This window comes from Pseudoalteromonas sp. SWYJ118, from assembly GCF_015864505.1.
Lineage (GTDB): Bacteria > Pseudomonadota > Gammaproteobacteria > Enterobacterales > Alteromonadaceae > Pseudoalteromonas > Pseudoalteromonas arctica.
The window spans coordinates 58,667-85,525 of the sequence record NZ_JADYXC010000015.1; the positions used below are offsets into that span (position 1 = coordinate 58,667).

The window sequence follows — 26,859 nt, forward strand, 5'->3', positions numbered from 1 at the left end:
TATGCCTACTATTGTAAACTGCCCAACCTGTAAAACTAAAGTTGAATGGTCAGAGCAAAGCCCATTTCGTCCTTTTTGCTCAAAACGCTGTCAGCTAATTGATTTAGGTGAATGGTCGTTTGAAAATAACAGGATTTCTGCACCAATCACGTCCGCAGAAGAGTTTAGCCAAGACATGATTGAAGATATTGAAGCTATGCTGGCTAAAAATGAAGATGACTTTTTTAAGTAATTTATCTTCATTATGCCCTAATACCAATCCGCAATAATACTTAATCAATTTGAGGGGTTAAATCTGACGTTAACTGCGTTAAAAATTTCTGATATAGAACAACTAAATAACGAAATTTTTGCCTTGTTATCGACACGACTTTCTTCCCTCAAAATAGATCACTTAATTAAGCGAATTGGTATAAAAGCAAAAACCAGCATTAAGCTGGTTTTTTAGTATTTACAAAAAGTATAATTAACTTTTTTGTTTACGGTGCTTTTTATTCATACGCTTTTGCATTTTAGCAAATTTCTCTTTTTGCTCAGCGTTAAGTACCTGCATTACTTGGTGTTGCGTTTTTAGTTTAATTAAACCAAATTGCTCACCTTTTTCGCGGCGTTCATTTAATAGCTCTTTTGCTGCATTTTCGTCAAATGTTGCAGCCGAAAGTAACGCATCCATTTTAGCTTTGTGCGCTTCACGCATCGCTTTACGGGCTTCTTTATCGTCGCCACGCAACGCTTTCATTTGTGTTTTTTGCGCTTCAAAAATAGCCTTTAGCTTAGTTTGCTGCTCATCTGTTAAGCTTAATTTTTCAACGCCGCGATCAGAAAGTAAAAAACGAGCTTGAGAATGGCCTTGTTTATGTCCGTCGCCTTTAGCTAATACGCTACCAGCACCAAGCGTTGCTGTTGCTAAGCCACAGATAAGTACTAATTTTGAAAGTGTGTTTAATTTAGTCATAATCATTACCTTAATATTGGGTTGGTTGTGGCTGCTAAGCCAGTGAGTTAACTATACCTAACTCAATGCAAAGTAACGCAAAGCAGTGTAAAGGTTGTGTAAAGATTCACCTTTGCACTATTTAGCGGGTAAAATAACGCCATAAACAACTCTAAGGGTTTGTAAATGAAACTATTAATGATTGATGACGATACTGGTCTTTGCGAGCTATTAAGTGAGTATTTAACTGCCCAAGGGTTTGAAATACAAAGCGTACACGACGGTGAGCAGGGCCTTAAACTAGCACAAGCAAATGACTACGCCCTTATATTGCTAGATGTAATGTTACCAACGCTTGATGGTTTTGAAGTACTTAAACAACTTAGGCAAACAAAACTCACACCGGTCATAATGCTTACTGCAAAAGGTGAAGACTTTGACCGTATTTTTGGCCTAGAGCTAGGCGCTGATGATTATATTCCAAAGCCTTTTAATCATCGTGAATTACTAGCCCGCGTAAAAGCGATAACACGCCGTATAGAGCACATTAATAGCTTAAATGCAGCTACAACGAGTAAGTTACTCGTTAATGGTATTACTGTTAACCTTGCAGCGCGAGAGGCCTCAATCGACGGCTCTACACTAACCCTTACCGGTACAGAGTACGAAATACTCACGCTATTGTGTAAAAATGCAGGCGAAGTTGTTAGTAAAGAGCAAATTAGCGAAGAAGTGCTAGGCAGGCGCTTAGCTTCTTTTGATCGCTCTATCGATATGCATGTAAGTAATATCCGTAAAAAAATAGCTGAGCATATTCCAGGTGAGCGAATTAAAACAATGCGAGGTACGGGTTATGTCTTTATCCAAGGCGAATAAAAGCACTTACTTTGCTTGGTTAAAACATCCTGGGCACTACCTGTTTTTTAAAGTATTTATTTGGTTTTGGTTAACTATAATCGGCACCGTAGCAGCGCTTATATTTTTAAGTAATATAACCGCTATTAATGCGGTATCTAACGAGCCACTTTATGGCCCAATGAAAAAAAACCTAATATATACCGCCAAAAGTATTGAGCGCACTGCTATTAAACATAAGCGCAGCCTAAGCGAAGTATTAGTACACCCTCGCCTATCAAAGCGTAAACTTTTATACTTAAGCGCAGCTCAAAGCGAGGACTCTCTTAGTAGTAAAGAGGTGCCAGAGAGCATCGACTTAAGTTTATTAAACTTCACTCAAAATATGTCACCGCAAATTATTTTCACTGAGAAATATCAAGCCTTCGGCCCTGTTAATATAAACGTGCCTGAAGGGAGTTTTTATCTTTATGAAATAGATATTAATCATCAACCACCGCTAATAATGCGCTTTAAGCTTATGCCTAATTGGATGAAAATAGTCATCGCAATTGTTGCCTCTCTTATTTTAAGCTTTGTATTTAGCCGTAACTTAATAGCCCCTATAAATAGCCTTAAAAAAGCGGCAATTAAACTATCAGCGGGTAACCTAAGCGCAAGAGCCGACATTTCTGTAAACCGAAAAGATGAGCTAGGAATACTAGGGCGAGATTTTAACAGCATGGCTAATCAGTTAGAGCTTTTAATTAGTTCACAAAAACGCTTATTAGCCGACATATCACATGAATTACGATCGCCTCTTACACGTTTAAAAATGGCTACCGGACTTGCACAAATGCAAGCTAACGACGCTAGCCAATCGTATTTATTACGCATAGAAAAAGAAGCTAATCAACTCGATAAAATGATTGCCGACGTGCTGCAAGTTTCTCGCTTAGAAGCAAAAAGCCAAGCGCTTTCACTGCAAAAACAATCATTACAAATAATTGTAGATCACGTTATTAACGATGCGCAGTTTGAAGCAAAACAAAATAATAAGCAGCTAAATATAGTGGGCGCTGTAGACGTAAACATTAATTGCGACGAAGGCCTTATTGCCAGTGCGCTTGAAAACCTATTACGCAACGCCATTAAATACGCAAATAATACGATTAGTATTACTCTAAAGCATGCTGATGCCATTTATATAGAAATATGTGACGATGGCTCTGGTGTGCCAGATGATCAACTGAGCAAGCTTTGCGAGCCCTTTTTTAGACAGTCAGATGCGCGGGATCGCGTAAGTGGTGGCACGGGTTTAGGTCTGGCGATTGCTAAAAATGCTATTACTGCGCATGGCGGCAGTTTAGTATTATCAAATAAAGAACTAGGTGGCTTGTGTGCTAATATAACCTTGCCATTAATAAAAGAGTAAAGCATGTTTTATAGTAGTGAGCGTGAGCTTAAGAGTAATCAAATAACAATTAATAACTTTTATAAAAACACGCTAATTAAAGCTTATTTAGATACACCTAACGGGCAATTATTTTATGCTTATGCCATACCAGATAAAGCCAAAAATGCCATTGTAATAAGCTCTGGGCGCCTTGAAGGGTTAGATAAATATAAAGAGTTGTTATGGGAGCTGTATAACAATAATTTTGCCATATTCATAGCCGATCACCAAGGACAAGGCCGCTCTTATCGCCACCTACTAAATAAGCACAAAGGCCATGTTAATCAATTTAAAGATTACAGCGCAGACCTAAACTTATTTAATACACAAATAGTGGATACTCATTGGCAAGGTAAAAAGGTGTTAGTGAGTCATTCAATGGGCGGCGCCATAGCATTTGATTACCTTGCGCATTTTGAACACAATTTTAGTGGCGCGTTTTTATCAGCGCCTATGCTTGATATTTATACAAAAAACACACCAAAACCTTTAGCTAAATTAATAGCAAGTACTGCAACCCTTTTGGGTCAAAAAGACAATTACGCACTAGGACAAACCGATTACATACCCGATGAGTTTGCTACAAATGTATTAACCAGCAGCCCAGTGCGTTACGAGCTATTTAGGCAAACATATCAAGAAGAGCCATTACTACAGCTCGGCGGTGTTACTTACGGCTGGCTAAATGCGACGTTTGCATTTATAACTTCTGTGGATAACTTAAGCGTGACTATTCCACTTTATATTGCCAGTGCGCAAAACGACGAAGTGGTTGATAACAATGCCCAATATAAATTAGCAAACAGGCACGTAAACACGGTACTTAAAAGCTTTGAAGGCGCTAAACACGAGCTGTTTTTTGAACGTGATGAAATACGCCAGCCATTGCTTAAAAGTTTGTATCAGTTTTGTGAGTCGGTGACGGCTTAGCAAGTACCGACAAAGGGTCGAGGTGGATCAATATATCTACCTCAGACTCAAAACGTTCTTTAAGCATTGCCTCTACTTCATCAGCTACGTTATGTGCGCGAATCAAACTTAAATGATCATCAAGCTCTAAGTGCATTTGGATAAACTTAACTTTTCCGCCTTGGCGCGTACGAATATCATGTACACCATGTACGTCAGCATGGGCTCTGGCTATATCAAATATGCTTTGCTTTTCATCATCTGGCAGTTCTTTATCCATTAAATGATCGGCACTATCGCGAGCAATATCCCAACTGTTATAAAGTAAGTAACCCGCTACACCTATCGCAAAAACAGGATCGGCATACAACACACCATAATAAGCTAACAAAATAGCTAATAGCACAGCGGCATTTAATATTAAATCACCTTTGTAATGTACTGAGTCGGCTTTTATAGCAATTGAATCGGTATACTTAACCACCTTGTTTTGTACAAATACAATGACCAGCGTACACGCAATAGCAAAAATACTTACCCACACACCTAATAAAGAATGGCTTAACTGTATAGGGTTAAATAATCGCTCAATACCATGAAAAGCAAGTAGGCAACCTGAGCCTGCAATAAACGCAGCTTGTCCAAGCCCTGCAAGTGCTTCGGCTTTACCGTGTCCAAATCTATGGTCATCATCCGCTGGGCGCAGTGCGTAACCTAACACTAAAAAACTCATGGCGGTGGCAGTAATATCCATTAACGAATCAGTTAACGAGCCAAGCATTGAAGCCGAGCCAGAAGCCAGCCATGCCCATGTTTTTGCGCCAATCATTAAACTAACCATTACCATGGTAACAATGCTTGAAGTTTTAACCCAAAATTCGTAGCTACGGTTATGCACGTTTTAATCCGATAATTAGGAGTACTCAATAGTGTGAGTATATCATTTTTTTAAAAGGTTTCGTGTATACTGCCCTTCGTCAAACTACAGATTATTTTATAAGGCTCATTATGCTGGATATTGTTTTATACCAACCTGAAATACCGCCTAACACTGGTAATATTATTCGCCTATGTGCCAATACCGGCTATGCATTACATTTAATTGAGCCGTTAGGTTTTGAGTGGGACGATAAGCGCGTGAAACGTGCAGGACTTGATTATCATGAATTTAGTCATGTTCAACGCCATGCCTCATTTGAAGATTACCTTGAAAAATGTAAACCAAAAAAAATATATGCATGTACAACCAAAGGTAGTCAGTTTCACCATGAAGCAAGTTACGAAGCGGGTGACTGCTTGGTATTTGGCCCAGAGACTCGCGGCTTGCCTGACGATATGATCCAAGCACTGCCAAAAGAGCAGCGTGTGCGTATTCCTATGCAAGCCAATAGCCGCAGCATGAACTTGTCAAACGCAGTAGCTGTGTTTGTCTACGAGTCTTGGCGCCAGTTGGGTTTTCCTAACGCGCAGTAAATAGCTTTGAGCTAAACAACAAAAAACCGACATAACGTCGGTTTTTTAGTTTTATAAACGCTTATAAAATTATTCAGAACGTTGCTCTCGGCCTAATAGCGCCATTGCAGCTTCTTTCATATCTTTATTTTCATAAAGCACTTTATAAATTTGCTCGGTAATCGGCATTTCTACACCGCTACGCTGCGCTAATAAATACACTTCTTTAGTATTTCTAAAGCCTTCCACTACTTGACCAATTGACTCAATAGCAGCATCGACGCTTTCGCCTTTACCTAACGCTAAACCAAATCGACGATTACGTGATTGGTTATCTGTACACGTTAGTATTAAATCGCCAAGGCCTGCCATTCCCATAAAGGTTTCTGGCTTAGCACCAAGAGCGCAACCTAAACGAGTAAGCTCTGCAAGGCCTCGGGTGATAAGTGCGGTACGCGCATTAGCGCCAAAACCAACACCGTCCGAAATACCGGCACCAATGGCAATTACATTCTTAACCGCACCACCGAGCTGTATACCAATAAAATCATCATTGTTATACACACGGAATGAGCGAGCACAATGAAGTAAATCAGCAAGCTGCTGAGCAAATTCAGGTGACGTAGAAGACACTGAAATAGCTGTAGGTGAACCCATCGCCATTTCTTTTGCAAACGTAGGACCCGACAGTACCGCAAGTGGAATATCATCACCCAATTCTTGCAAAGCCACTTCTTGTAACAAACGTCCAGTATTAGGCTCAAGCCCTTTAGTTGCCCACGCTACTTTAGCACCGTCTTGCAATGCAGGTTTGATCTGCGCAAGTGTGTCGCCAAAAGCATGGCTTGGCACAACAACAAGTACAATAGCGCTGCTAGCAACGGCATGTTGTAAGTTAGCTTCAAGAGTAAGAGTATCTGGAAAAGGAGCATCAGGTAAGTAACGTTGATTTTTCCGCTCAGCTGCAAGCGTGGCAACGTCGTCGCTATTTCTTCCCCAAAGTGTCACGTGGTGACCATTTCGGGCTAAACAAATAGCAAGGGCGGTGCCGTAAGACCCCGCCCCTAATACAGTAACAGCTGTAGTTGCTGTACTCATAAGTTATGCGTCTGCTGAAGCCTGGTCAGCTTGCGCAGTACGTTGTTGCATGTATTGTGCAAATAACGCATCAAAATTAACTGGCGCAAGGTTAAGCTGTGGGAAAGTACCACGGTTAACAAGGTTTGAAACAGCTTCACGTGCATATGGGAACAACACGTTAGGACAAAATGCACCTAGCATGTGCGCAAGTTGCACTTCTTCAACTTCAGCAATAGTAAAAATACCTGCTTGTTGAATTTCACATAAGAACGCAGTTTCTTCACCAAGAGAAGCGGTTACAGTTAGCGCTAAAACAACTTCAAATACACCTTCGTCTAGTTTATTAGAGCGTGTATCTAGGTCTAGCTTAACTTCTGGCGTCCATTCTTTTTGAAAAATGGCCGGAGAGTTTGGCGTTTCAAACGATACATCTTTAGTGTAAATACGTTGAATAGTAAATTGTGCGCCGGCTTCTGCAGCTGCTACGTTTTGATTTTCTTCGTTCATTGTTATTCCTAACTTGTTCGTTATTATAATTAAATTAAGCGTTTAGCTTAGCGTCAAGTTTACCTTGCGCTTCAATAGCCATCATGTCGTCGCAGCCACCGATATGTTCATCATTAATAAAAATTTGCGGTACTGTGCTTGCACCACCTGCTTTGGCAATCATTTCATCGCGTAGCTCTGGCTGTACACCAATATCATAATTTGTGTATTCAACGCCTTTGCTGTTTAAAAGCGAAAGAGCACGCTGACAAAATGGACAATACGCCTTGGTGTATAAAACAACATTACTCATAATAAATCCTCTATCGGCCTAGCTAAACTGATTAGCGACCTGTTGTAGTTGGTAAGCTGGCAGATTGCCACGCACCCATGCCACCTGCTAATAAGTAAACTCGTTCAAAACCAGCTTTACTCATAGCGGCTGCAGTACCTTGGGCAGTCATACCTGTAGTACATACAACTATAATGGGTTTAGTCTTGTACTTTTCAAGGCTTGAAAAGTCAGATTTTTTCGCATTCTCTGGGCTTAAGTGCTCAGCACCAGAAATACGCCCTGCGTTAAACTCTTTTTGCGCACGTATATCGATTACTTGACCGTCATCACGGTTAATAAGTAACGTAAGCTGCTGAGGATTTATTTGACGAACAGCTGAAAGCTTACTCTTTATCCAGCCACTAACAATAAGGAAAACAATACCAACCCAAGCAAGGCTTAAAATGGGATGATTTGTAATAAATTCAATATATTGATCCATTCTACTTCCACTATGAAATTATGTTTTAAAACGTGATGTTTTAAGGATTTTGTACTTTAGCCACGCAAGTATACCCAAACCAACCTAAAATGCGAGTTTAGGAGCACTTAGAGACGTTTAAAAAACGATAAAGCCCCCCATATATAGTTAACAAGAACTCTGGATAATAAATCTATCTCAAGCAGAGTTCAGGTTAGTCAATGAGGTATAAGTGAAAAAATTTAATATCTTGTTTTCAATGCTGATCCTAGCTTAAAAACACGGTATGCTAAAACCACGCTAATAAACCTTTTAGGTGCACAGTATCCATCAACAGATACTAATTTTCAGGAGCTATTATGACAGAGCATAAAAAACCACTGGTATTAATGATTTTAGACGGTTGGGGATACCGCGAAGATACGCAAAGTAATGCTATTCTTGCAGCTAACACACCGGTATTAGACAATTTATGGGCCACACGGCCACACACATTAATATCAGCTTCGGGTTTAGATGTTGGTCTTCCTGATGGTCAAATGGGTAACTCAGAAGTTGGCCATGTGAACTTAGGTGCTGGTCGCATTGTTTATCAAGATTTTACCCGTATCACTAAAGCAATTAACGATGGCGAATTTGATTCAACCCCAGCCTTAGTTGAAAACATAGATAAAGCGGTAAGTGCAGGAAAAGCAGTTCACATAATGGGTCTTTTAAGCCCAGGTGGCGTACATAGTCACGAAGATCACATTGTTGCTAGCATAAAACTTGCTGCAAAACGTGGTGCTAAAGAAGTTTACTTTCATGGCTTTTTAGATGGCCGCGATACACCTCCACGTAGTGCTAAAGCGTCAATCGAACGTATTGAAGCGTTATTTAGCGAACTTAAATGCGGTCGTTTGGCGTCACTTATTGGCCGCTACTACGCAATGGACAGAGACAACCGTTGGAACCGCGTAGAAAAAGCGTACAACGTAATTGCATTAGCTGAAGGTGACTTTAATTTTGATAACGGCGTAGAGGCACTTAATGCAGCGTACGAGCGCGACGAAAACGACGAATTTGTGGCCGCTACAACCATTACACCAACAGGCGCCGCTCCTGCTTCAATAAACGATGGCGACACTCTAATTTTTGCCAACTTTAGAGCAGATAGAGCCCGCGAAATTACTCGCGCTTTTGTTGAGCCTGATTTTGATGGATTCGCAAGAAAAAGAACGCCAGCGCTTAGTGCATTTGTAATGATGACAGAGTATGCAGCCGATATAGATGCACCTATTGCCTTTGGTTCAACACCGTTAGTAAACGTACTTGGTGAGTGGTTTGAAAAAAATAACAAAACACAGCTTCGTATTTCAGAAACCGAAAAGTACGCACACGTTACATTTTTCTTTAGTGGCGGGCGCGAAAGCGAATTTGAAGGCGAAACACGCGAACTAATTCCTTCGCCGCAAGTAGCAACTTACGACTTACAACCTGAAATGAACTCAGAAATGTTAACCGACAAGTTAGTAGCAGCAATTAAAAGTGGAAAATACGATGCTATTATTTGTAACTATCCTAATGGCGACATGGTAGGTCACTCTGGCGTGTTTGACGCTGCAGTTAAGGCCTGTGAAGCGGTAGATAGCTGTATTGGACGTGTTGTTGATGCACTTGAAGAGTTTGGTGGTGAAGCACTAATAACAGCTGATCATGGTAATGCAGAGCAAATGGCAGACCTTAAAACAGGCCAAGCCCATACAGCTCACACTAGCGAACCGGTACATTTTATTTATGTGGGTCGCGATGCAGAGCCTATGCAAGGTAAAGCATTAAGCGATGTAGCCCCTACCATGCTTCACTTAATGGGCATGGAGCAGCCAAACGAAATGACTGGTACGCCTATCATGATGTTGAAATAACGCATGAATAGACGTATTAACCGGTTAATTAAGTGCGGTTTAATACTCACTTCATTAGTGACTGCATCTGCAGTTGCTAATGAAGATCGTACTAAAAAAGACTTATCAGAAGTTCAAAATGCACTTGAGCAAAGCCAAGCTGAGTATAACGCCCAAAGAAAAAAAATAGCGTCACTACAAAAAAACCTCAAAAGCCATGAACTCGATATAGCTAAAAATGCTAAAGCACTTAACATGGCAGAACAATCAGTAAAAGAAACTAAAACACAGCAAAAAGAGCTACAAAATAAAGCCGATGAGCTCGATAAAAAGCATACTCAGTTTCAAAAAGTCTTAGCCGCGCAGCTCAAAAGTGCCTACATGGCGGGTGGCGACGACTATTCTAAAATGCTGTTAAACCAAGAAGACACCGCAAAATTTGAGCGCACACTAAGTTATTACAACTACTTAAATAAAGCCCGTATTGAACAAATTGAAGATCTAAAAAACCTTCAACAACAAATAGCACAAAACCAAGAAGAGCTTGTTAAAACACAAGAAAAACTAGCGCTTTTATTTGATGAGCAAAAAAGACGTCAAACTGCATTGCTTAATGCACAAAGTGAACGCCAAGCTAATCTTAAAAATTTACAAGCTCAGCTCAACAGCACCAAAAGTTCAATAAACTATTTAAAAGAAAACCAACAAACTTTAGTAGCAACAATTGAAGAACTCGAAAAAGAAAAAACACAGAAAATTGAATTACTGGGCCTAAATAAAAACAAAGGCAAATTAGACTGGCCCAGCAAAGGCAAGTTAGAGCACACATTCGGCCAACGTAAACATGGTGGTATTGATTGGAAAGGCGTATTAATTGGTGCAAAAGAAGGCACTAATATTAATAGCGTACATAACGGCCAAGTTGTATTTGCCGATTGGCTAAAGGGCTATGGTTGGGTAATTGTTGTAGACCATGGTGAAGGTTTTATGAGCCTATATGGTCATGCCCAAACACTGCTAAGAGATGTAGGCGACATGGTACGCGAAGGCGAAACCCTTGCTTTAGTTGGCCAAAGCGGCGGACAAGCTAGTTCTGGTCTATACTTTGAAATACGCCACAAAGGACGCGCAGTAAATCCTGTAAAATGGTGCAAACGCATTTAATTAAATAAATCGCTGCACCGCTCTGGAGCAGCTGATGACAACTAAAAAAACTGTAGTAACTACCATTGATCAAAAAAATACAGGCTTTTATATAAGTCTGTATTTGCTTGTATTACTAACCTTAATCGCTTTTTCTAGTAACGCACTAGCAAGCTCGATTAAAGATCTTAAAAGACAACAAATAGACGAAATACTCTTTAACATTCATGCCTACTATGTTGAAGATCTCACCTTACAAAATAGCCACCACATTAAATATAATAGCCAACAGTTTGAGCGTTTATATTCAAAGCTCGACTCTTACTCTAAGTACTTAAATGAGCACGAACTAACCTCATTATTTGATAACACAAATGGACGTTACACCGGTATCGGTATTGAGGTTAAAAATATCGACGAGAATATGACTATTGTTAATGTGGTTAATAACTCCCCCGCAAAAGCAGCGGGTATTTTGCCAGGCGATATTATTGTAAGTGTAAACAACCAAGCAGCCCAAAACCTTACAATCGATGAAGTAGCAACACTAATAAGAGACAGTAAATTTTCAAATATAGACCTAATTATAAGTCGTGATAACAATAAAAACCCACTCACGTTTCATGTAGCACGCCGCCAAATAAACCTCGAAAGCGTAACAAGCGAACTTCTAGATTTTGGTACTGGTTATATAGCTATCAATAACTTCTCTAACCACACATTACATGAGGTTGCTCTGCAAGTTGCTGCCCTGCAAAGCCACTTTGGTTACCCACTTAAAGGCTTAGTAATTGATTTACGTGATAACCCAGGGGGTACATTACAAAGCGCAGTAGCGGTATCAGACCTATTTTTACAAAGTGGCACTATAGTGACTACTAAAGGACGTTTTTACGATGCCAACCAAGCATTTTATGCAAAGCGTGGAGACATTCTAAAAAATGCCCCCATTGTTGTACTTATAAATGAAAACTCAGCCTCTGCAGCCGAAATACTTGCAGCAGCGCTAAAAGATAATAAACGAGCAACCGTTGTTGGCAGTCAATCTTTTGGGAAGGGTTCTGTACAATCGCTCATTCCGCTAGGTGATGGCAATACCGCATTAAAGCTCACCACAGCGAAATACTTCACACCGTTAGGTAAATCGATTGATGGTATAGGAATAACCCCAGATGTGGCGGTTAATCAAACAAACCTTTCACAAAGTAATAAAGCCGTTATAATAAAAAATGAACATACTAACAGTAACGCGCAATTACTTACTGGTAACTTAGCAGATTTACAATTAGTTAAAGCCAAACAATTACTCAGCATGCAGTAGCTTGTATAAGCTGTTAAACAAAGCTAAAAAGATAATAAAAACTATAAACGTGAAAATAACAAAATGGCTAATATTAGCTATTTGTTTTAGCTCAGCAACAATTAGCGCTAAACAAATAGCAATAGTGATAGACGATATAGGCTATCATCAACGGGACTTAGAGTTCCTTTCCTTACCAGGGCAATTGTCGTATTCAATTTTGCCCCATACTCCTTATTCGCAAATTTTTGCAACGCTTGCTAGTCAATCAAATAAAGAGTTATTACTTCATGTACCTATGCAGGCACTTAACGGTAAAGAACTCGGACCTGGCGCGCTTACTTTAAATATGAATAAAGAGCAGCTTCAGCAAACTCTAGGAACCGCTCTCGCTAGTTTACCGCAAGTTAAAGGCGTTAATAACCACATGGGCTCAGCGCTTACGCAGCAAAGCCAAGCTATGAAGTGGACAATGGAAGTGCTTAAAAAGCGCCATTTATATTTTTTAGATAGCCGCACAACCGATTTAAGCCAAGCACAAAATGCTGCTAACTTTTTAGGTGTTGCCAATATTAGTCGCCAAGTGTTCTTAGACAATATAACTACACCAGAACAACTGCAGCTAAGGCTTGAAGAATTAAAACAACTAGCCATCACTCATAATTCCGCTATTGCAATTGCTCATCCCTATCCAGAAACAATCGAATTTTTACGTCATGCCTTACCCGAGCTAACTAAGCAAGGTTTTGAGCTCGTGCCGGTTTCGCAGCTGTTTGAGCGTAAATACATTCAGTTAGCGCAAGCTGAGGGAAAAGAGATTAGTGCTCGGTGATATAAGCTTTAAATAAAGCTATATCCAAATGATAAACTAACCATTCGATAATGCAGAGTATTAGGGCGTGTTGATCTTTGATGGTTGAATTTGCAGCAGTATGTTTGGTTTTTAGGCAAGGCAGAGCCTATGAAGTGTGGTTATTCCCCATAAATAGGCGATAACGCAGCATAAATGCCAAACATGCGCTGCCCTTCGGGTTCAGCCTAGGGACGATAAACTCTTTGTTACTCGGTTTTTACTTAGCCCACTAGGTTACAAACCTCGCGCCGCGATTTAATCGCCCCTAGATTGAACAAATTTCAATCCGCAAAGATCAACACGCCCTAGTATTATACCAATTCGCTTAATTAAGTGATCTATTTTGAGGGCGGAAAAACGAGTTGATAGCCAGGCAAAAAAATCGCTATTTTGTTCTAATTGAGAATTTTTTAACGCAGGTAGCGACACGTTTAGCCCCGCAAAATGATTAAGTATTATTGCGGATTGGTACTACTTAATTAGATATTTTATCGTTGGGTTTCGCTTCTCTCAAACCAATCTACGCGAAAGCAAAAAGCCCCGCATTTTCATGCAGGGCTTTTAAATTTGCTGCTTGAGCAATATTAGCTCATAGCGCTTTGTAACTTTTTCATCGCTGTTTTTTCAAGCTGGCGAACACGTTCAGCAGATACACTGTACTTTTGTGCAAGCTCTTGAAGAGTCGCTTTATCATCCGACAACCAACGTGCGCTAACAATATCTTGTGAACGTTCGTCTAGTGTTTTAAGTGCGCTAAATAAACGAGTATGCGCTTGCTCTTTCCACTGTTCTTGTTCAACGTCGTCAGCTAAATCAGCTGCGCCATCTGTTAAATATTGTACTGGAGAGTACGTGCTTGTTGGTGCGTCGTCGTTATCGTCGCCCGTTAGGTCAAAGCCCATGTCTTGGCCGCTCATGCGCGATTCCATTTCACGTACTTCTTTTTCACTCACACCTAGCTCGCTAGCAACGGTACTAACCTCAGCTTGATTAAACCAACCTAAACGCTTTTTGTTTTTACGAAGATTAAAAAACAATTTACGTTGCGCTTTAGTGGTTGCAACTTTAACTATGCGCCAATTTTTAAGCACAAACTCGTGAATTTCGGCTTTAATCCAATGCACTGCAAACGATACTAAACGTACACCCACTGTAGGGTCAAAACGTTTAACCGCTTTCATCAGGCCTATATTACCTTCTTGAATAAGGTCAGCTTGTGGTAAGCCGTATCCCGAGTAGCCTTTAGCAATATGTGCTACAAAGCGTAAATGCGACATAATGAGTTGCTTGGCAGCACTAAGATCACCTTCTTCCTGAAGCTTTTTAGCAAGTTCTTGCTCTTGTTCAACTTTAAGCATAGGAATAGTGCTTACCGCTTGAAGGTAACCGTCCATGCTTGCGCTTTGTTGTCCGACTGTAAGTGCCATTGCGTATAAATCTTTACTCATTTTTCACCTCGGTGATAAACATTTGAAACTATCTTAGCACTCTTTCTTTAAGAGTGCTAACCCCAATTTAAAACTTTTTTAAAGTATAAATCAAGCAGTTTTTAGTATGTGTTTAGCCTACTACAAGCGACTGAATAAGTGATGAATTGAGGGGCTGCAGCAGGTTAACCTCGCTGCATCACCTTATTTACAACTCATTACTTCATGGGAGGATAGTACATAAATATGACAGTTTTAATAACAGGAGGTACAACCCAGTTCGGTACGATACGCATATCAAGCTGGGTTGGTTCACTTATAGTTTGCAGGATTGTTTATACTTTATCGGGTTCTATTTCTTTAATATATCGATTTACAGAAAGGTACGAGCCTACAAATCCTAAGCTTGTTGCTAGTAACACTAAAAAGCCGAGCTCATTAAGCGATAATCCAATTAACGAGAAGCTTGTTTGATACACCCCCGCTACACTACTCACAGCGCTTGAAAGCCACCACATCATTAATCCTACGCATATAAAGGCGAATAAACCACCTATTACACCATACCAAATACCGGTCCACAAAAATGGGGCATGTATAAAGGTGTTAGTTGCGCCGACTAGCTTCATTACTTGTATTTCTTCTTTTTTATCCATGATCGACAAACGGATGGTATTACCAATAATAAGCGTCACTGAGGTAAGCAGTAATAATGCGATGGTTATTACACTTTCTTTCAGTAAATCTAGTAATGCATTTAAACGCTCTAGCCACGCTATATCGAGCTTACCAAAATCAACTTCACGTTCACTTTCTAATTTAGTTAGCAGTACTTTAGCGGCATTTGGGTGTCTGTGACGTTTTGTAGGAGTAACAAGTACCACATCAGGTAATGGGTTTTTATCTAAGTACTCTAAAGCTTGCCCAAAGCCAGATACGTCTTTAAATTCTGTTAGTGCTTTTTGCTTTGATATAAATTCAACGCTTTCCACTTCTGGATAAAGTGCTAAACGCTTTACTAATGTTTGCGTTTCTTGCTCGTTCATACTTTCTTTTACAAACAACGATATTTCACTCGCTTCTTCAAAACCACTACTTACTTGCTGTACGTTTTTAACAACGAGATAAAGTGTTGCAGGTAACGTTAGGCTCAAACCAAGTACAGCAATAGTCATCATAGATGCAAGCGGCGTACGCCACATTTCACCTAAGCTATGAACACCTTGGCGAAAAATATTAATAATGAAAAAATAGCTGCCAGCTAATACTGATTTTTTTTGCTTGTCGTTACTATTTTGACGACTTTTAAAAAGTAAACTCATAGTGCTCCCTCAGCGAGCGGATCTTGAAGCATGCGGCCATCTTTTAAGGTTAGACTGCGGTACTTCATACGTGCAACCAAACCTAAGTCATGCGTCGCTATAAGAACAGTGGTGCCGTGTTTATTAAAGTCCTCAAACAGCTTTAGGATTTCCATTGAAAGCTCAGGGTCTAGGTTACCTGTAGGCTCATCGGCTAACAGAATTGGCGGGGAATTTACGATTGCTCTGGCAATACCAACACGTTGCTGCTCGCCTCCAGAGAGCATAGACGGATGACATTTTATTTTGTCTATCAGGCCTACTTTATCAAGCGCACCATGAACACGTTTAGCTATTTGCTTATGGTGAGTACCCTCAATAATAAGAGGCAGTGCCACGTTATCAAAAATAGTATAGCGCTCTAGTAAACGGTGGTTTTGAAAAATAATACCTATATCACGGCGAGCATAAGGAATTTGACGCGAGTTTACTTTATTTAAATCAACACCGTTGATAAATACACTGCCTGCCGATGGACGTTCCATTAAGCTAATTAACTTAAGCAACGTACTTTTACCCGCACCACTGTGGCCGGTTAAAAAGGCAAGTTCACCCGGTTTAACATGAAAATTAACTTTTTCGAGGGCGCGGTGCCCTCCAGGATAAGTCTTACTTACTTGCTGAAAATTTATCATTTTTTTATTATGCCAATTCAATTAGTTTACTAATAAAATTGGTATTCCTCGCAATTAAAAAGGGAGCAAGCTCCCTCTTTTGGTAAATTAAACGTCGTCCTCATCTTGGCTAAATAACGCATCAATAAAGTCATCGCTTTTAAAAGCGCGTAAATCATCAATACCTTCACCAACACCAATGTAACGAATTGGAATATTAAACTTATCTGCAACCGCAAAAATAACACCACCCTTTGCAGTTCCATCAAGTTTTGAAAGCGTAATACCAGTTAAGCCAACGCATTGATTAAATAAGTTCACTTGGCTAATTGCATTTTGACCTGTGCCAGCATCAATGGTTAGCATCACTTCGTGCGGCGCATCAGGATCAATTTTTTTCATAACACGAGCTATTTTTTCAAGCTCCTGCATTAAGTTATCTTTATTTTGCAAGCGACCCGCTGTATCTGCAATTAACACATCTATATTACGTGCTTTTGCAGCTTGGAATGCATCAAAAACAACCGATGCACTATCTGCACCCGTATGCTGTGCAATAACAGGAATGCTGTTACGTTCACCCCAAACCTGAAGTTGCTCAACAGCAGCCGCTCTAAACGTATCGCCAGCAGCCAGCATAACCGACTTACCTTCGCTTTGAAATTGCTTAGCCATCTTACCAATAGTCGTTGTTTTACCAACGCCATTTACGCCCACCATTAAAATAACAAATGGCTTTTTATCTTTGGTAATTACTAAAGGCTGTTCAGCCGTTTTTAGCATCGCCGCCATTTCTTGTTTCATTAACTCATAAAGCGCATCACCATCTTTTAACTGCTTACGGTTTGCAGCATCAGTTAAGCTATCAATCAACTTCATGGTGGTATCAACGCCTAAATCGGCGGTGAGCAGCTGTGTTTCAAGATCTTCAAATAATTCGTCATCTATTTTTTTACCACTAAAAATAGATGCAAAACCAGAACCTATATTAACGCGAGTTTTTAACAAGCCCTTTTTAAGACGAGAGAAAAACCCTTCTTTTTTCGGCTTTTCTGCTTTTTTAGCTTCTTCTATTGCAAGTTCTTCTGCAATGCGTTCTTGCTCTAAACGCTCATTTTCTACTTTTTCAGCAGTAATGCGCTCTTGCTCTAAACGCTCGTTTTCTGCTTTTTCCGCTGCAATGCGCTCTTGCTCTAAACGTTCGTTTTCTACTTTTTCAGCCGCAATGCGCTCTTGCTCTAAACGTTCATTTTCTACTTTTTCAGCTGCAATGCGTTCTTGCTCTAAGCGCTCGTTCTGAGCTTTTTCAGCAGCAATACGTTCTTGCTCTAAACGCTCATTTTCTACTTTTTCAGCAGTAATGCGTTCTTGTTCTAAACGCTCGTTCTGAGCTTTCTCAGCAGTAATACGTTCTTGTTCTAAGCGCTCGCTTTCTGCTTTATCAGCAGCAATGCGTTCTTGCTCTAAACGCATTTGCGCTTCTTGTTCTGCTAAACGTTTTGCTTGATCTTGTCTTTGTGCTTCAGCATCTGCTTGTTCTTTTGCTAATAACTCAGCATTCGCTTGCTCTATTGCAAGCTTTTCAGCCTTTACAGCTTCATCCTTTTTTTCAAGGCGTATTTGCTCTAGTCGCTCAGCCTCTATTTTTTCTGCAGCCAATCGCTCTTGCTCTAACAGCATCTGCGTTTCTTGATCGGCTAAACGTTGTGCGTGTTCTTGTCTTTGCGCTTCTGCATCAGCTTGTTGTTTTGCAAGTAATTCAGCATTGGCCTGCTCAATGGCAATCTTTTCTGCGTTTTCAGCACGCTCTCGCTCTAAACGTTTTGCTTCAATTTGTTCAGAAGCAATACGCTCCAGCTCTAAGCGCTCTGTTTCGGCTTCTGCTTTTAAACGTTCAGCTTCAGCTTGCTCCTGTGCTAGCTTTTCTTGCTCTGAACGTTTAGCTTCAATTTTTTCAGCAGCAATACGCTCCTGCTCTAAGCGCTCTGTTTCGGCCTCTGCTTTTAAACGTTCAGCTTCAGCTTGCTCCTGTGCTAGCTTTTCTTGCTCTAAACGTTTAGCTTCAATTTGTTCAGCAGCAATACGCTCCGGCTCTAAGCGCTCTGCTTCGGCTTCTGCTTGTAAGCGTTCAGTTTCAGCCTGCTGCGCAAGCTTTTCTTGCTCTAGCTTCTGCGCTTCTTCTTGCGCTAATGCTTGTTGTTTATCAGCGGCTGCTTTTTGCTCTGCTTCTTTTTTATCTGACTTGCCAAAACCGAGCCACGACATGAATTTACTTTTTTTTGTCATACTTGCTAATAACCACTTATAAAAATCTGATAAACTAAAATTTGAAATAGCTTGGCAATGCCCAGCAATAGTTGCTAATAAATACAACCATTCAAAACGTAAGTGTTCAATAGTAACACTTTTAATACGGTTGAAAAATGAAGCTACACGTAATCACCCATAATATTATCTGAGCTAGATACCATATACCATTTTTTAGTGAGCTAAATGAGAAAAAAAACAACGCAAAATAAAGCTACTAACAAGCCCAGTGATGGCTTTATTAGAGTGATTAGTGGCCAATTTCGAGGCCGAAAACTCCCTGTTAAAAATGTAGAAGGCTTAAGACCTACTACCGATCGAATTAAAGAAACTGTATTTAATTGGCTAATGCAAGATACGCGTGACACAAATGTACTTGATTGTTTTGCAGGTTCTGGTGGGTTAGGATTTGAAGCGCTATCTCGATTTGCTAAAAACGCCACATTTATCGAGCTCGACTCGTCAGCTGCCAAGCAATTAGAACAAAACATTAGCACTTTAAAGCTCGACAACGCATACGTTAAACATACTAATTCACTCTCCTTTTTAGAGCAAAAAAACACAAACGAAGCGTTTAATCTTGTATTTGTTGACCCACCATTTCGTAAAGATTTAGCGCAAACAACCTGCGATTTATTAGAAAAAAACCAATGGTTAAGCGATGATGCATTAATTTATGTTGAAGTAGAAACAGAGTTAACCACCTTCAAGAACCCGAGCAACTGGTTGTTAATTAAAGAAAAAAAGGCAGGCCAAGTGTTTTGCAAACTCTACCAGCGCCAATCAAATTAATACTGTTTTACATGATGCGTTTCTGTTAATATTGTCCTTTACATGTGGTGTTGCTTCGGATTACAATACCGCACCATTTTTGAACCACTTGATCAATGTTTGATCAACTTGAGCAACGCTCATAATTTAGGTAGGTGAATTTTTAATGCCAGTAATTAAAGTAAGAGAGAACGAACCGTTTGACGTAGCACTTCGTCGCTTCAAGCGTTCATGTGAAAAAGCAGGAATCCTTTCAGAAGTTCGTCGTCGCGAGCACTATGAAAAACCAACAGCTGAGCGTAAGCGTAAAAAAGCTGCTGCAGTAAAACGTCACATGAAAAAACTTTCTCGTGATAACGCACGTCGCGTTAAATTATACTAATATATTAGGTCTTGTATAAATGAGCCTTTTAATAACGCTAAAAGATGCGCAAAAAGATGCGATGAGAGCTAAAGACAAATTACGTCTTAACCCTATTCGTATGGTACTTGCTGCAATCAAGCAACGTGAAATTGACGAGCGTATAGAACTAGACGACGCAGGTATTACCTCCGTTATAGTGAAGCTTGTTAAACAACGTCGTGACTCTTACACTCAGTACAAAGATGCTGGGCGTGATGATTTAGCTGATATTGAAGCCAATGAAATAGTAGCACTTGAAACTTTCTTACCTCAAAAATTGAGTGAAGAAGAAATCATTGCTCTCATTGATGCGGCTATTGCTGATACTAACGCAGCAGGTATGCAAGACATGGGTAAAGTAATGGGTATAATCAAAAGCAAAGCCGAAGGTCGTGCCGATATGGGCAAAATCTCTGGTTTAATTAAGCAACGATTAACTGCCTAATACTCCCACATACATTAAAGTATGATTGAAGTGAACCGAGCCTTGCGCTCGGTTTCTTTGTTTTTAACTTTAATAAAAAGTACACCTACTAGGTTACTTTAAAATGAAATTTTTTATAGCTTCCCTATTTATTTTGTTATCATTTTGGTAAGTTAAAGCACGCTATACGTTGCATCAAGCTAGTATAAAAAAGTAAATTTCATATTCGTTATTCTTCTTATTATTTCAGGACTGTATTTTACTAATGGCTGGAAAGATCCCACGTAACTTTATAGACGATTTACTTGCCAGAACCGATATTGTCGACCTGATAGACTCAAAAGTAGGTCTAAAAAAAGCAGGTAAGGATTATCAAGCTTGTTGCCCATTCCATAACGAAAAATCGCCCTCATTTACCGTATCGCAAGACAAACAGTTCTATCATTGCTTTGGTTGTGGCGCTAATGGTAATGCTATTTCGTTTGTAATGGAGTATGAAAAGCTTGAGTTTGTAGATGCTATTGAAGAAATAGCAAGCATGCTTAACTTAGAAGTACCTCGAGAACAAGGCACAAACTCAGCACCAGAACGTACTGCTGCGCAAAAGCGCTCTGATTACGATTTAATGCTTCATACTGCGCGCTTTTATCAGCACCAATTAAAACACCACAGTAATTCTGCCGCCGTTATTGAATATGTAAAAGGCCGTGGTTTAAGTGGTGAAACAGTTAAAAAGTTTATGATTGGCTACGCTCCCAGCGAATGGGATGGATTATGTCTTCAGCTTGGCCGTAATAAAGAACAAAAAGAGCAATTAGTTGAATTAAAGCTAGCTTCAGAAAAAACACCAGGCAGACAATTTGATTTTTTCCGCGACCGATTAATGTTCCCTATTCGCGATAAACGCGGACGCGTTATTGCATTTGGTGGGCGTGTAATGCAAGCCGACCAAGGGCCAAAATATTTAAACTCGCCAGAGACCCGAATTTTTCATAAAGGCTTTGAGCTTTACGGACTTTATGAAGCAAAGCAAGCCCATAAAAAACTTGAGCATGTAATGGTTGTGGAAGGTTACATGGATGTTGTTGCCTTAGCCGAGCAAGGGATTGAATATGCCGTTGCATCACTAGGTACCGCAACAACAAGCGAGCACATGCATACGCTGTTTAGAACAACAGATAAAGTAATCTGTTGTTACGATGGCGACAGAGCTGGCCGTGATGCAGCTTGGAGGGCGCTTGAAAACGCACTTCCTTATTTAAATGACGGTAAAGCACTGCAATTTACTTTTTTACCCGATGGCGAAGACCCTGACTCTATTGTACAAAAAGAAGGTAAGGAGCAATTCGAATTGCGCCTAAGCCAAGCAGATGACTTTACCAAAGTATTGTTTAATAAATTAAGCCAAGAAGTTGATTTAACACTCGACTCAGGAAAAGCTAAATTACTCAGTGCAGCACTTCCACTCATTGAAAAAATCCCAAGTGAATTTTATCAAGAAAACATTCTTGAACAATTAGGGCGTTTAATCGGAAGAACACGTGAGCAATTAAATAACCGTTTAAAAACCCCAAAGCAACAGCATTCGATTGAACGTAAGTTTAAAATAACACCAATGCGTCAAGCGATTGGTATTTTAATTCAACATCCTAACTTAGCTAAAAATGTGCCATATTTACCTGAACTCGCACAAATGAATATTGCTGGTATAGGGCTATTATTACGCTTACAAGAGCAAGCTTTAGAAAAAGAAAGTGTTACCACAGCACAACTGCTTGAATTTTTCAGAGGAACTGAAGATTATGAGCCATTAATAAAGCTTGCAACGTGGCAACACGAAATAAATGAAGAACGTTTAGAGACGGTTTTTAAAAATACTTTCAAGTTTATTGAAGATCAGTGTTTAAATTATCGACTCGAGACCCTATTAATAAAGGACAAGACTCAAGGCCTTAGTAGCGACGAAAGACTTGAGTGTCATTTGTTAATGACAGCGTTAAAAGCAACTAACAGTTAGGGTCTGTTTATCTTTCGAGGTTAAGTTTACAGCAGTGTGTTTGGTATTTAGACAAGGCAGAGCCTATGTAGTGTGGTTATTCCACATAAATAGGCGATAACGCAGCATAAATGCCGAACACGCGCTGCCCTTTGGGTTCGTCCCAAGGGAGGTTTACTCTTTGTTGCCCGGTTTTGACTTAGCCCACTAGGTTACAAACCTGGCGCCGCGATTAAACCACCCTTGGATAGAACAAACTTTAATCCTGAAAGGCCAACAGACCCTAGTCAAAATTGATTTAAACTGTTATACTGTGCTATTCACTGCGTCACATTATTCTAGTTGGCTTTAATGCAAACTACATGATGGCGCCTGTTGTATCAACTTATCAGAGTGGAAGAAACAATCTCTATGGATCCAACTCCTCAGTCACAATTAAAACTTCTGATTCAAAAAGGTAAAGAGCAAGGCTACTTAACTTTTGCAGAAGTAAATGATCACCTTCCACAAGACATTATAGACTCAGATCAAGTAGAAGATATCATAAGCATGATTAATGATATGGGTATCAAGGTTAGCGAAAACGCGCCTGATGCTGATGAATTAATGATGCAAGAAACAACGACAGACGAAGACGCAGCTGAAGCTGCCGCTGCAGCCCTTGCGACTGTAGAAAAAGAAATCGGCCGTACAACGGATCCGGTTCGCATGTACATGCGTGAAATGGGTACTGTTGAACTTCTTACACGTGAAGGCGAAATTGTAATCGCTAAACGTATCGAAGAAGGCATTAACCAAGTACAGATTTCTGTTGCAGAGTACCCTGAAGCAATCACTTACCTGCTAGAGCAGTGGGATAAGTTTGAAGCTGAAGAAATGCGTTTAAGCGATATCATCGTTGGATTTATCGATCCTAATGAAGATACAGCGCCAATTTCAGCAACTAATATCGGTTCAGAATTAAGTGCTAAGCAACTTGATGACGATAAAGATGACAAAGATGATGCTGATAGCGATGACGAAGATGAAGAAGAAGTAGACACAGGGCCAGATCCTGAAGAAGCGCGCATTCATTTTGAAAATTTACGTGATTTATATAATAAAGCACGTGATACGTTTGAAGCTAAAGGTCGTTCGCATCCTGAATCACAAGCAGCCATTTTTGAAATTGGTGAGCTTTTCAGAACCTTTAAATTAATACCTAAACAGTTTGACCGCATGGTAAATAACATGCGTGAAATGATGGATCGTGTTCGCGTTCAAGAACGTCTAATCATGAAACAAGCTGTACAAATTGCTAAATTACCGAAGAAAACGTTCGTTAAGCATTTTGCTAATAACGAAACTGACGCTTCATGGGTAGATTTAGAAATTTCAGGTAACGAAAAGTATTCAGCTAAACTTGAAGAAGTTAAGCCAGAAATCATTCGTAGCATTAATAAATTATCTGTTATTGAACAAACAACAGGTTTAAGCATTGAGCGTATTAAAGACATTAACCGTCGAATGAGCATTGGTGAAGCGAAAGCACGCCGTGCGAAAAAAGAAATGGTTGAAGCTAACTTACGTCTTGTAATCTCAATTGCTAAAAAATATACAAACCGTGGCTTACAATTCTTGGATTTAATTCAAGAAGGTAACATTGGTCTGATGAAAGCAGTTGATAAGTTTGAATATCGCCGTGGTTATAAGTTCTCTACTTATGCTACGTGGTGGATACGTCAAGCAATCACTCGCTCTATTGCTGACCAAGCAAGAACAATCCGTATTCCAGTACATATGATTGAAACGATTAATAAACTTAACCGTATTTCTCGTCAAATGCTACAAGAAATGGGTCGTGAGCCAAATCCAGAAGAATTAGCAGAACGCATGATGATGCCTGAGGATAAAATCCGTAAGGTACTTAAGATTGCTAAAGAGCCAATTTCAATGGAAACACCAATCGGTGATGATGAAGATTCTCACTTAGGTGACTTTATCGAAGATACAACTATTGATTCGCCAATCGATTCGGCAACAATGGAGTCTCTTCGTGGCGCAACTAACGATGTACTTGCAGGCCTAACAGCCCGTGAAGCTAAAGTACTACGTATGCGTTTTGGTATTGATATGAATACCGACCACACCTTAGAAGAAGTAGGTAAACAGTTTGACGTAACACGTGAACGTATTCGTCAAATAGAAGCGAAAGCGCTGCGTAAATTACGCCACCCTTCTCGCTCAGATTTACTGAAAAGCTTTTTAGACGCTAAATAATTTAGCGCTACTATATAAACTAAAAAGGCCGCTATAGCGGCCTTTTTTCTATTTGAAGGAAATAATCATGGCTTGGATCCAAATTCGTATTAACGCCAATGCTGCAACAGCAGATGCAGTAAGTGACCTATTAATGGAAGCGGGTAGTGCTTCAGTAACCTTTATTGACGCAAAAGACACCCCTATTTACGAACCTAAAATTGGCACCGTTGTATTTTGGGCTGATACAACAGTAATTGGCTTGTTTGAAGCTAATCACGATATGAATGCAGTCGTTGCGTTATTGAAACGCCATGATGAACTAAAAGACAATTTAGTATACAAAATAGAGCAGCTTGAGGATAAAGACTGGGAACGTGAATGGATGGATAACTTCCACCCTATTCAATTTGGTGAAAGGCTATGGATTTGTCCAAGCTGGCGCGACATTCCAGATCCTGATGCAGTAAATGTACTGCTTGACCCTGGCCTTGCTTTTGGCACGGGCACACATGCAACAACGGCCTTATGCCTTAAGTGGTTAGAAAGCCAAGATCTAACAGGTAAAACGGTTGTTGATTTTGGTTGTGGCTCAGGCATTTTAGGTATTGCAGCTATAAAACTAGGCGCAGAGCGCATGATTGGGATTGATATTGATCCTCAAGCGCTTGAGGCAAGCTTAGATAATGCTAACCGTAATGGCGTTGCAGACAAACTTGAAGTATACCTTCCAGAAAACCAACCTGAGTTTACCGCCGACATAGTAGTGGCAAATATATTAGCCCAGCCACTTCGCGAATTGCACAGTGTAATTTTAGGTTTATTAAAGCCTGGTGGCAAGATTGCAATGTCGGGTATTTTAGAAGAACAAGCACAATCAGTTGCTGATATTTATGCACCGTTTATTGAACTAGATGACATTGCCGTTGAAGGTGATTGGACTCGAGTAAGTGGCACTAAAAAAGCGTAATAAACTGCATAACCGAATTTAGAGCATTAACTCAAAACCTGCATGTAAAGCCTGTATTTAACAGGCTTTACTATTTTTTTACATATTAAAAGTTTTCTGATTATTGTGTAAAAAATAAAACTTGTATAAATTTCAAACAAATCAACCTACTTGTCATGTGGTTATCAAATGTCAATACGAAAAGGGCAAAAAAAAGTTACTTTTGTTCAATTTATAGCCTTTGATTTTTGTGAAAAAAACCGTAAACTTAGCGCCCCTTGAAAAGAGGCCTATTGAATATAGTGCGTATCGGTAAATACCAACTTGAGAATAATGTAATTGTCGCGCCAATGGCTGGCATTACAGACAGACCATTTAGACAACTTTGCCGTCGTTTAGGCGCAGGGCTAGCTGTTTCTGAAATGCTATCGTCTAATCCTAAGGTTTGGAAAACGGAAAAGTCGATGAACCGTATGGATCACAGCGGTGAGTCGGGTATACGCGCTGTGCAAATTGCAGGAGCAGATCCTGAGCTTATGGCGCAGGCCGCACAATTCAATGTTGCTAACGGTGCACAGATCATAGATATCAATATGGGGTGCCCAGCAAAAAAAGTGAACAAGAAACTCGCAGGCTCTGCCTTATTACAGTTTCCTGAACTTGTGGAAGAGATTATTGATGCAGTCGTTAATGCTGTTGATATACCTGTGACACTTAAAATCCGTACAGGATGGGATCCGGATAACCGTAATGGTGTAGAGATTGCGAGAATAGCTGAACGTTATGGCATTGCATCACTTGCTGTACATGGGCGTACGCGCGCATGTATGTACAAAGGTGATGCTGAGTACGCCACGATTAGGGATATAAAACGTTCAGTGTCGATTCCTGTTGTTGCCAATGGTGATATTACATCACCAGAAAAAGCAAAACAGGTTTTAGACTATACGGGTGCAGATGCCATTATGATTGGCCGAGCCGCCCAAGGTCGCCCTTGGATATTTAGGGAGATAGACCACTATTTGCGAACTGGGGAACACTTACAGCCGCCTGCTATTGCAGAGGTGCGCAGTATTTTAATGGAGCATTTAACAAACCTCCATCTGTTTTACGGTGAGCCAATGGGAGCGCGAATTGCTCGCAAACATGTATCTTGGTATTTGCAAACCCATGACAGTGATGGTCAGTTTAGGCGAGTATTTAATGCGCTCGACAACCCACAAGCACAGGTCGTCGCATTAGAGCAATACTTTAAAACACTAGCAGCTAACTAAGAAAGAAAGA

The 26,859-nt window shown here is 40.1% G+C and carries 26 protein-coding genes; 16 read left to right on the forward strand and 10 right to left on the reverse strand.

Annotated elements, in window-relative coordinates; genetic code table 11:
* The first annotated feature begins 1 nt into the window (after position 1).
* Positions 2–232, forward strand: a complete 231-nt coding sequence (gene yacG / locus I6F48_RS14110) for a DNA gyrase inhibitor YacG (RefSeq protein WP_007586146.1) — start codon at positions 2–4, stop codon at positions 230–232.
* A 234-nt stretch (positions 233–466) separates the two neighbouring features.
* Here yacG and I6F48_RS14115 read toward each other — a convergent pair whose 3' ends face one another.
* On the reverse strand, positions 467–955 hold the full coding sequence (locus I6F48_RS14115) for a periplasmic heavy metal sensor (RefSeq protein WP_165727139.1): 489 nt from the start codon (positions 953–955) through the stop codon (positions 467–469).
* Positions 956–1,120: 165 nt separating this feature from the next.
* Between I6F48_RS14115 and I6F48_RS14120 the strand changes: the two genes are divergently transcribed.
* The 3 genes from I6F48_RS14120 to I6F48_RS14130 are packed head-to-tail and all read left to right on the forward strand — an operon-like array spanning position 1,121 to position 4,154.
* On the forward strand, positions 1,121–1,810 hold the full coding sequence (locus I6F48_RS14120) for a response regulator (RefSeq protein WP_007586150.1): 690 nt from the start codon (positions 1,121–1,123) through the stop codon (positions 1,808–1,810).
* A complete protein-coding gene (locus I6F48_RS14125; RefSeq protein ID WP_024590618.1) occupies positions 1,788–3,203 on the forward strand; it encodes an ATP-binding protein in 1,416 nt (471 codons plus the stop codon). The genes I6F48_RS14120 and I6F48_RS14125 overlap by 23 nt, the downstream gene beginning before the upstream one ends.
* A 3-nt stretch (positions 3,204–3,206) precedes the next feature.
* Positions 3,207–4,154: an alpha/beta fold hydrolase gene (locus I6F48_RS14130; protein ID WP_007586153.1), complete on the forward strand. Its 948-nt coding sequence runs from the start codon at positions 3,207–3,209 to the stop codon at positions 4,152–4,154.
* On the opposite strand, the gene I6F48_RS14135 is transcribed toward I6F48_RS14130, so the two are convergent.
* Complete coding sequence (locus I6F48_RS14135) at positions 4,114–4,980, reverse strand: cation diffusion facilitator family transporter (RefSeq protein ID WP_165727315.1); 867 nt, start codon at positions 4,978–4,980, stop codon at positions 4,114–4,116. The two genes, I6F48_RS14130 and I6F48_RS14135, sit on opposite strands and share 41 nt — an antisense overlap.
* A gap of 161 nt (positions 4,981–5,141) precedes the next feature.
* Between I6F48_RS14135 and trmL the strand changes: the two genes are divergently transcribed.
* On the forward strand, positions 5,142–5,606 hold the full coding sequence (gene trmL / locus I6F48_RS14140; protein ID WP_007582820.1) for a tRNA (uridine(34)/cytosine(34)/5-carboxymethylaminomethyluridine(34)-2'-O)-methyltransferase TrmL: 465 nt from the start codon (positions 5,142–5,144) through the stop codon (positions 5,604–5,606).
* Positions 5,607–5,675: 69 nt separating this feature from the next.
* On the opposite strand, the gene gpsA is transcribed toward trmL, so the two are convergent.
* From gpsA to I6F48_RS14160, 4 genes are read right to left on the reverse strand one after another with little or no spacing between them, the layout of a single operon-like run.
* Complete coding sequence (gene gpsA / locus I6F48_RS14145) at positions 5,676–6,683, reverse strand: NAD(P)H-dependent glycerol-3-phosphate dehydrogenase (protein WP_165727138.1); 1,008 nt, start codon at positions 6,681–6,683, stop codon at positions 5,676–5,678.
* Between the two features lie 3 nt (positions 6,684–6,686).
* The gene (gene secB / locus I6F48_RS14150; protein WP_010553360.1) at positions 6,687–7,172 is read right to left on the reverse strand and encodes a protein-export chaperone SecB; all 486 of its coding nucleotides are present in this window, start codon (positions 7,170–7,172) and stop codon (positions 6,687–6,689) included.
* Positions 7,173–7,206: 34 nt separating this feature from the next.
* The gene (gene grxC / locus I6F48_RS14155) at positions 7,207–7,464 is read right to left on the reverse strand and encodes a glutaredoxin 3 (RefSeq protein ID WP_002957783.1); all 258 of its coding nucleotides are present in this window, start codon (positions 7,462–7,464) and stop codon (positions 7,207–7,209) included.
* Between the two features lie 31 nt (positions 7,465–7,495).
* A complete protein-coding gene (locus tag I6F48_RS14160) occupies positions 7,496–7,927 on the reverse strand; it encodes a rhodanese-like domain-containing protein (RefSeq protein ID WP_002957784.1) in 432 nt (143 codons plus the stop codon).
* Positions 7,928–8,265: 338 nt separating this feature from the next.
* On the opposite strand from I6F48_RS14160, the gene gpmM reads away from it, so the two are divergent.
* From gpmM to I6F48_RS14180, 4 genes are read left to right on the forward strand one after another with little or no spacing between them, the layout of a single operon-like run.
* Positions 8,266–9,810, forward strand: coding sequence for a 2,3-bisphosphoglycerate-independent phosphoglycerate mutase (gene gpmM, locus I6F48_RS14165; protein WP_197119690.1), 1,545 nt, complete (start codon positions 8,266–8,268; stop codon positions 9,808–9,810).
* A 3-nt stretch (positions 9,811–9,813) separates the two neighbouring features.
* The gene (locus tag I6F48_RS14170; RefSeq protein ID WP_165727136.1) at positions 9,814–10,953 is read left to right on the forward strand and encodes a murein hydrolase activator EnvC family protein; all 1,140 of its coding nucleotides are present in this window, start codon (positions 9,814–9,816) and stop codon (positions 10,951–10,953) included.
* 34 nt (positions 10,954–10,987) lie between these two features.
* On the forward strand, positions 10,988–12,253 hold the full coding sequence (locus I6F48_RS14175; protein WP_166376413.1) for a S41 family peptidase: 1,266 nt from the start codon (positions 10,988–10,990) through the stop codon (positions 12,251–12,253).
* 49 nt (positions 12,254–12,302) lie between these two features.
* Positions 12,303–13,064, forward strand: coding sequence for a divergent polysaccharide deacetylase family protein (locus I6F48_RS14180; protein WP_197119691.1), 762 nt, complete (start codon positions 12,303–12,305; stop codon positions 13,062–13,064).
* Positions 13,065–13,669: 605 nt separating this feature from the next.
* On the opposite strand, the gene rpoH is transcribed toward I6F48_RS14180, so the two are convergent.
* The 4 genes from rpoH to ftsY form a co-directional block, all read right to left on the reverse strand.
* Entirely contained in the window at positions 13,670–14,533 is an 864-nt protein-coding gene (rpoH, locus tag I6F48_RS14185) for an RNA polymerase sigma factor RpoH (protein ID WP_007582838.1), read from the reverse strand.
* Positions 14,534–14,847: 314 nt separating this feature from the next.
* On the reverse strand, positions 14,848–15,834 hold the full coding sequence (ftsX, locus tag I6F48_RS14190; protein ID WP_165727133.1) for a permease-like cell division protein FtsX: 987 nt from the start codon (positions 15,832–15,834) through the stop codon (positions 14,848–14,850).
* Entirely contained in the window at positions 15,831–16,508 is a 678-nt protein-coding gene (ftsE, locus tag I6F48_RS14195) for a cell division ATP-binding protein FtsE (protein WP_007582842.1), read from the reverse strand. Before ftsE ends, ftsX begins: the two co-directional genes overlap by 4 nt.
* Positions 16,509–16,595: 87 nt before the next feature.
* A complete protein-coding gene (gene ftsY, locus I6F48_RS14200) occupies positions 16,596–18,752 on the reverse strand; it encodes a signal recognition particle-docking protein FtsY (RefSeq protein WP_442960990.1) in 2,157 nt (718 codons plus the stop codon).
* 228 nt (positions 18,753–18,980) lie between these two features.
* Here ftsY and rsmD point away from each other — a divergent pair, with 228 nt between their 5' ends.
* From rsmD to dusB, 7 genes are all read left to right on the forward strand, one after another.
* Entirely contained in the window at positions 18,981–19,586 is a 606-nt protein-coding gene (gene rsmD, locus I6F48_RS14205) for a 16S rRNA (guanine(966)-N(2))-methyltransferase RsmD (protein ID WP_166376409.1), read from the forward strand.
* Positions 19,587–19,731: 145 nt separating this feature from the next.
* Complete coding sequence (gene rpsU, locus I6F48_RS14210) at positions 19,732–19,947, forward strand: 30S ribosomal protein S21 (protein ID WP_002957797.1); 216 nt, start codon at positions 19,732–19,734, stop codon at positions 19,945–19,947.
* Between the two features lie 19 nt (positions 19,948–19,966).
* The gene (locus I6F48_RS14215; protein ID WP_024590610.1) at positions 19,967–20,413 is read left to right on the forward strand and encodes a GatB/YqeY domain-containing protein; all 447 of its coding nucleotides are present in this window, start codon (positions 19,967–19,969) and stop codon (positions 20,411–20,413) included.
* A 244-nt stretch (positions 20,414–20,657) separates the two neighbouring features.
* On the forward strand, positions 20,658–22,409 hold the full coding sequence (dnaG, locus tag I6F48_RS14220) for a DNA primase (RefSeq protein ID WP_197119693.1): 1,752 nt from the start codon (positions 20,658–20,660) through the stop codon (positions 22,407–22,409).
* Positions 22,410–22,799: 390 nt separating this feature from the next.
* Positions 22,800–24,647 carry an RNA polymerase sigma factor RpoD gene (gene rpoD, locus I6F48_RS14225; protein ID WP_007586533.1) on the forward strand — a complete coding sequence of 616 codons (1,848 nt, stop codon included), beginning with the start codon at positions 22,800–22,802 and terminating at the stop codon, positions 24,645–24,647.
* Between the two features lie 67 nt (positions 24,648–24,714).
* Complete coding sequence (gene prmA / locus I6F48_RS14230; protein ID WP_024590609.1) at positions 24,715–25,596, forward strand: 50S ribosomal protein L11 methyltransferase; 882 nt, start codon at positions 24,715–24,717, stop codon at positions 25,594–25,596.
* Positions 25,597–25,877: 281 nt separating this feature from the next.
* Positions 25,878–26,849 carry a tRNA dihydrouridine synthase DusB gene (gene dusB, locus I6F48_RS14235; protein ID WP_010553368.1) on the forward strand — a complete coding sequence of 324 codons (972 nt, stop codon included), beginning with the start codon at positions 25,878–25,880 and terminating at the stop codon, positions 26,847–26,849.
* Positions 26,850–26,859: the final 10 nt, after the last annotated feature.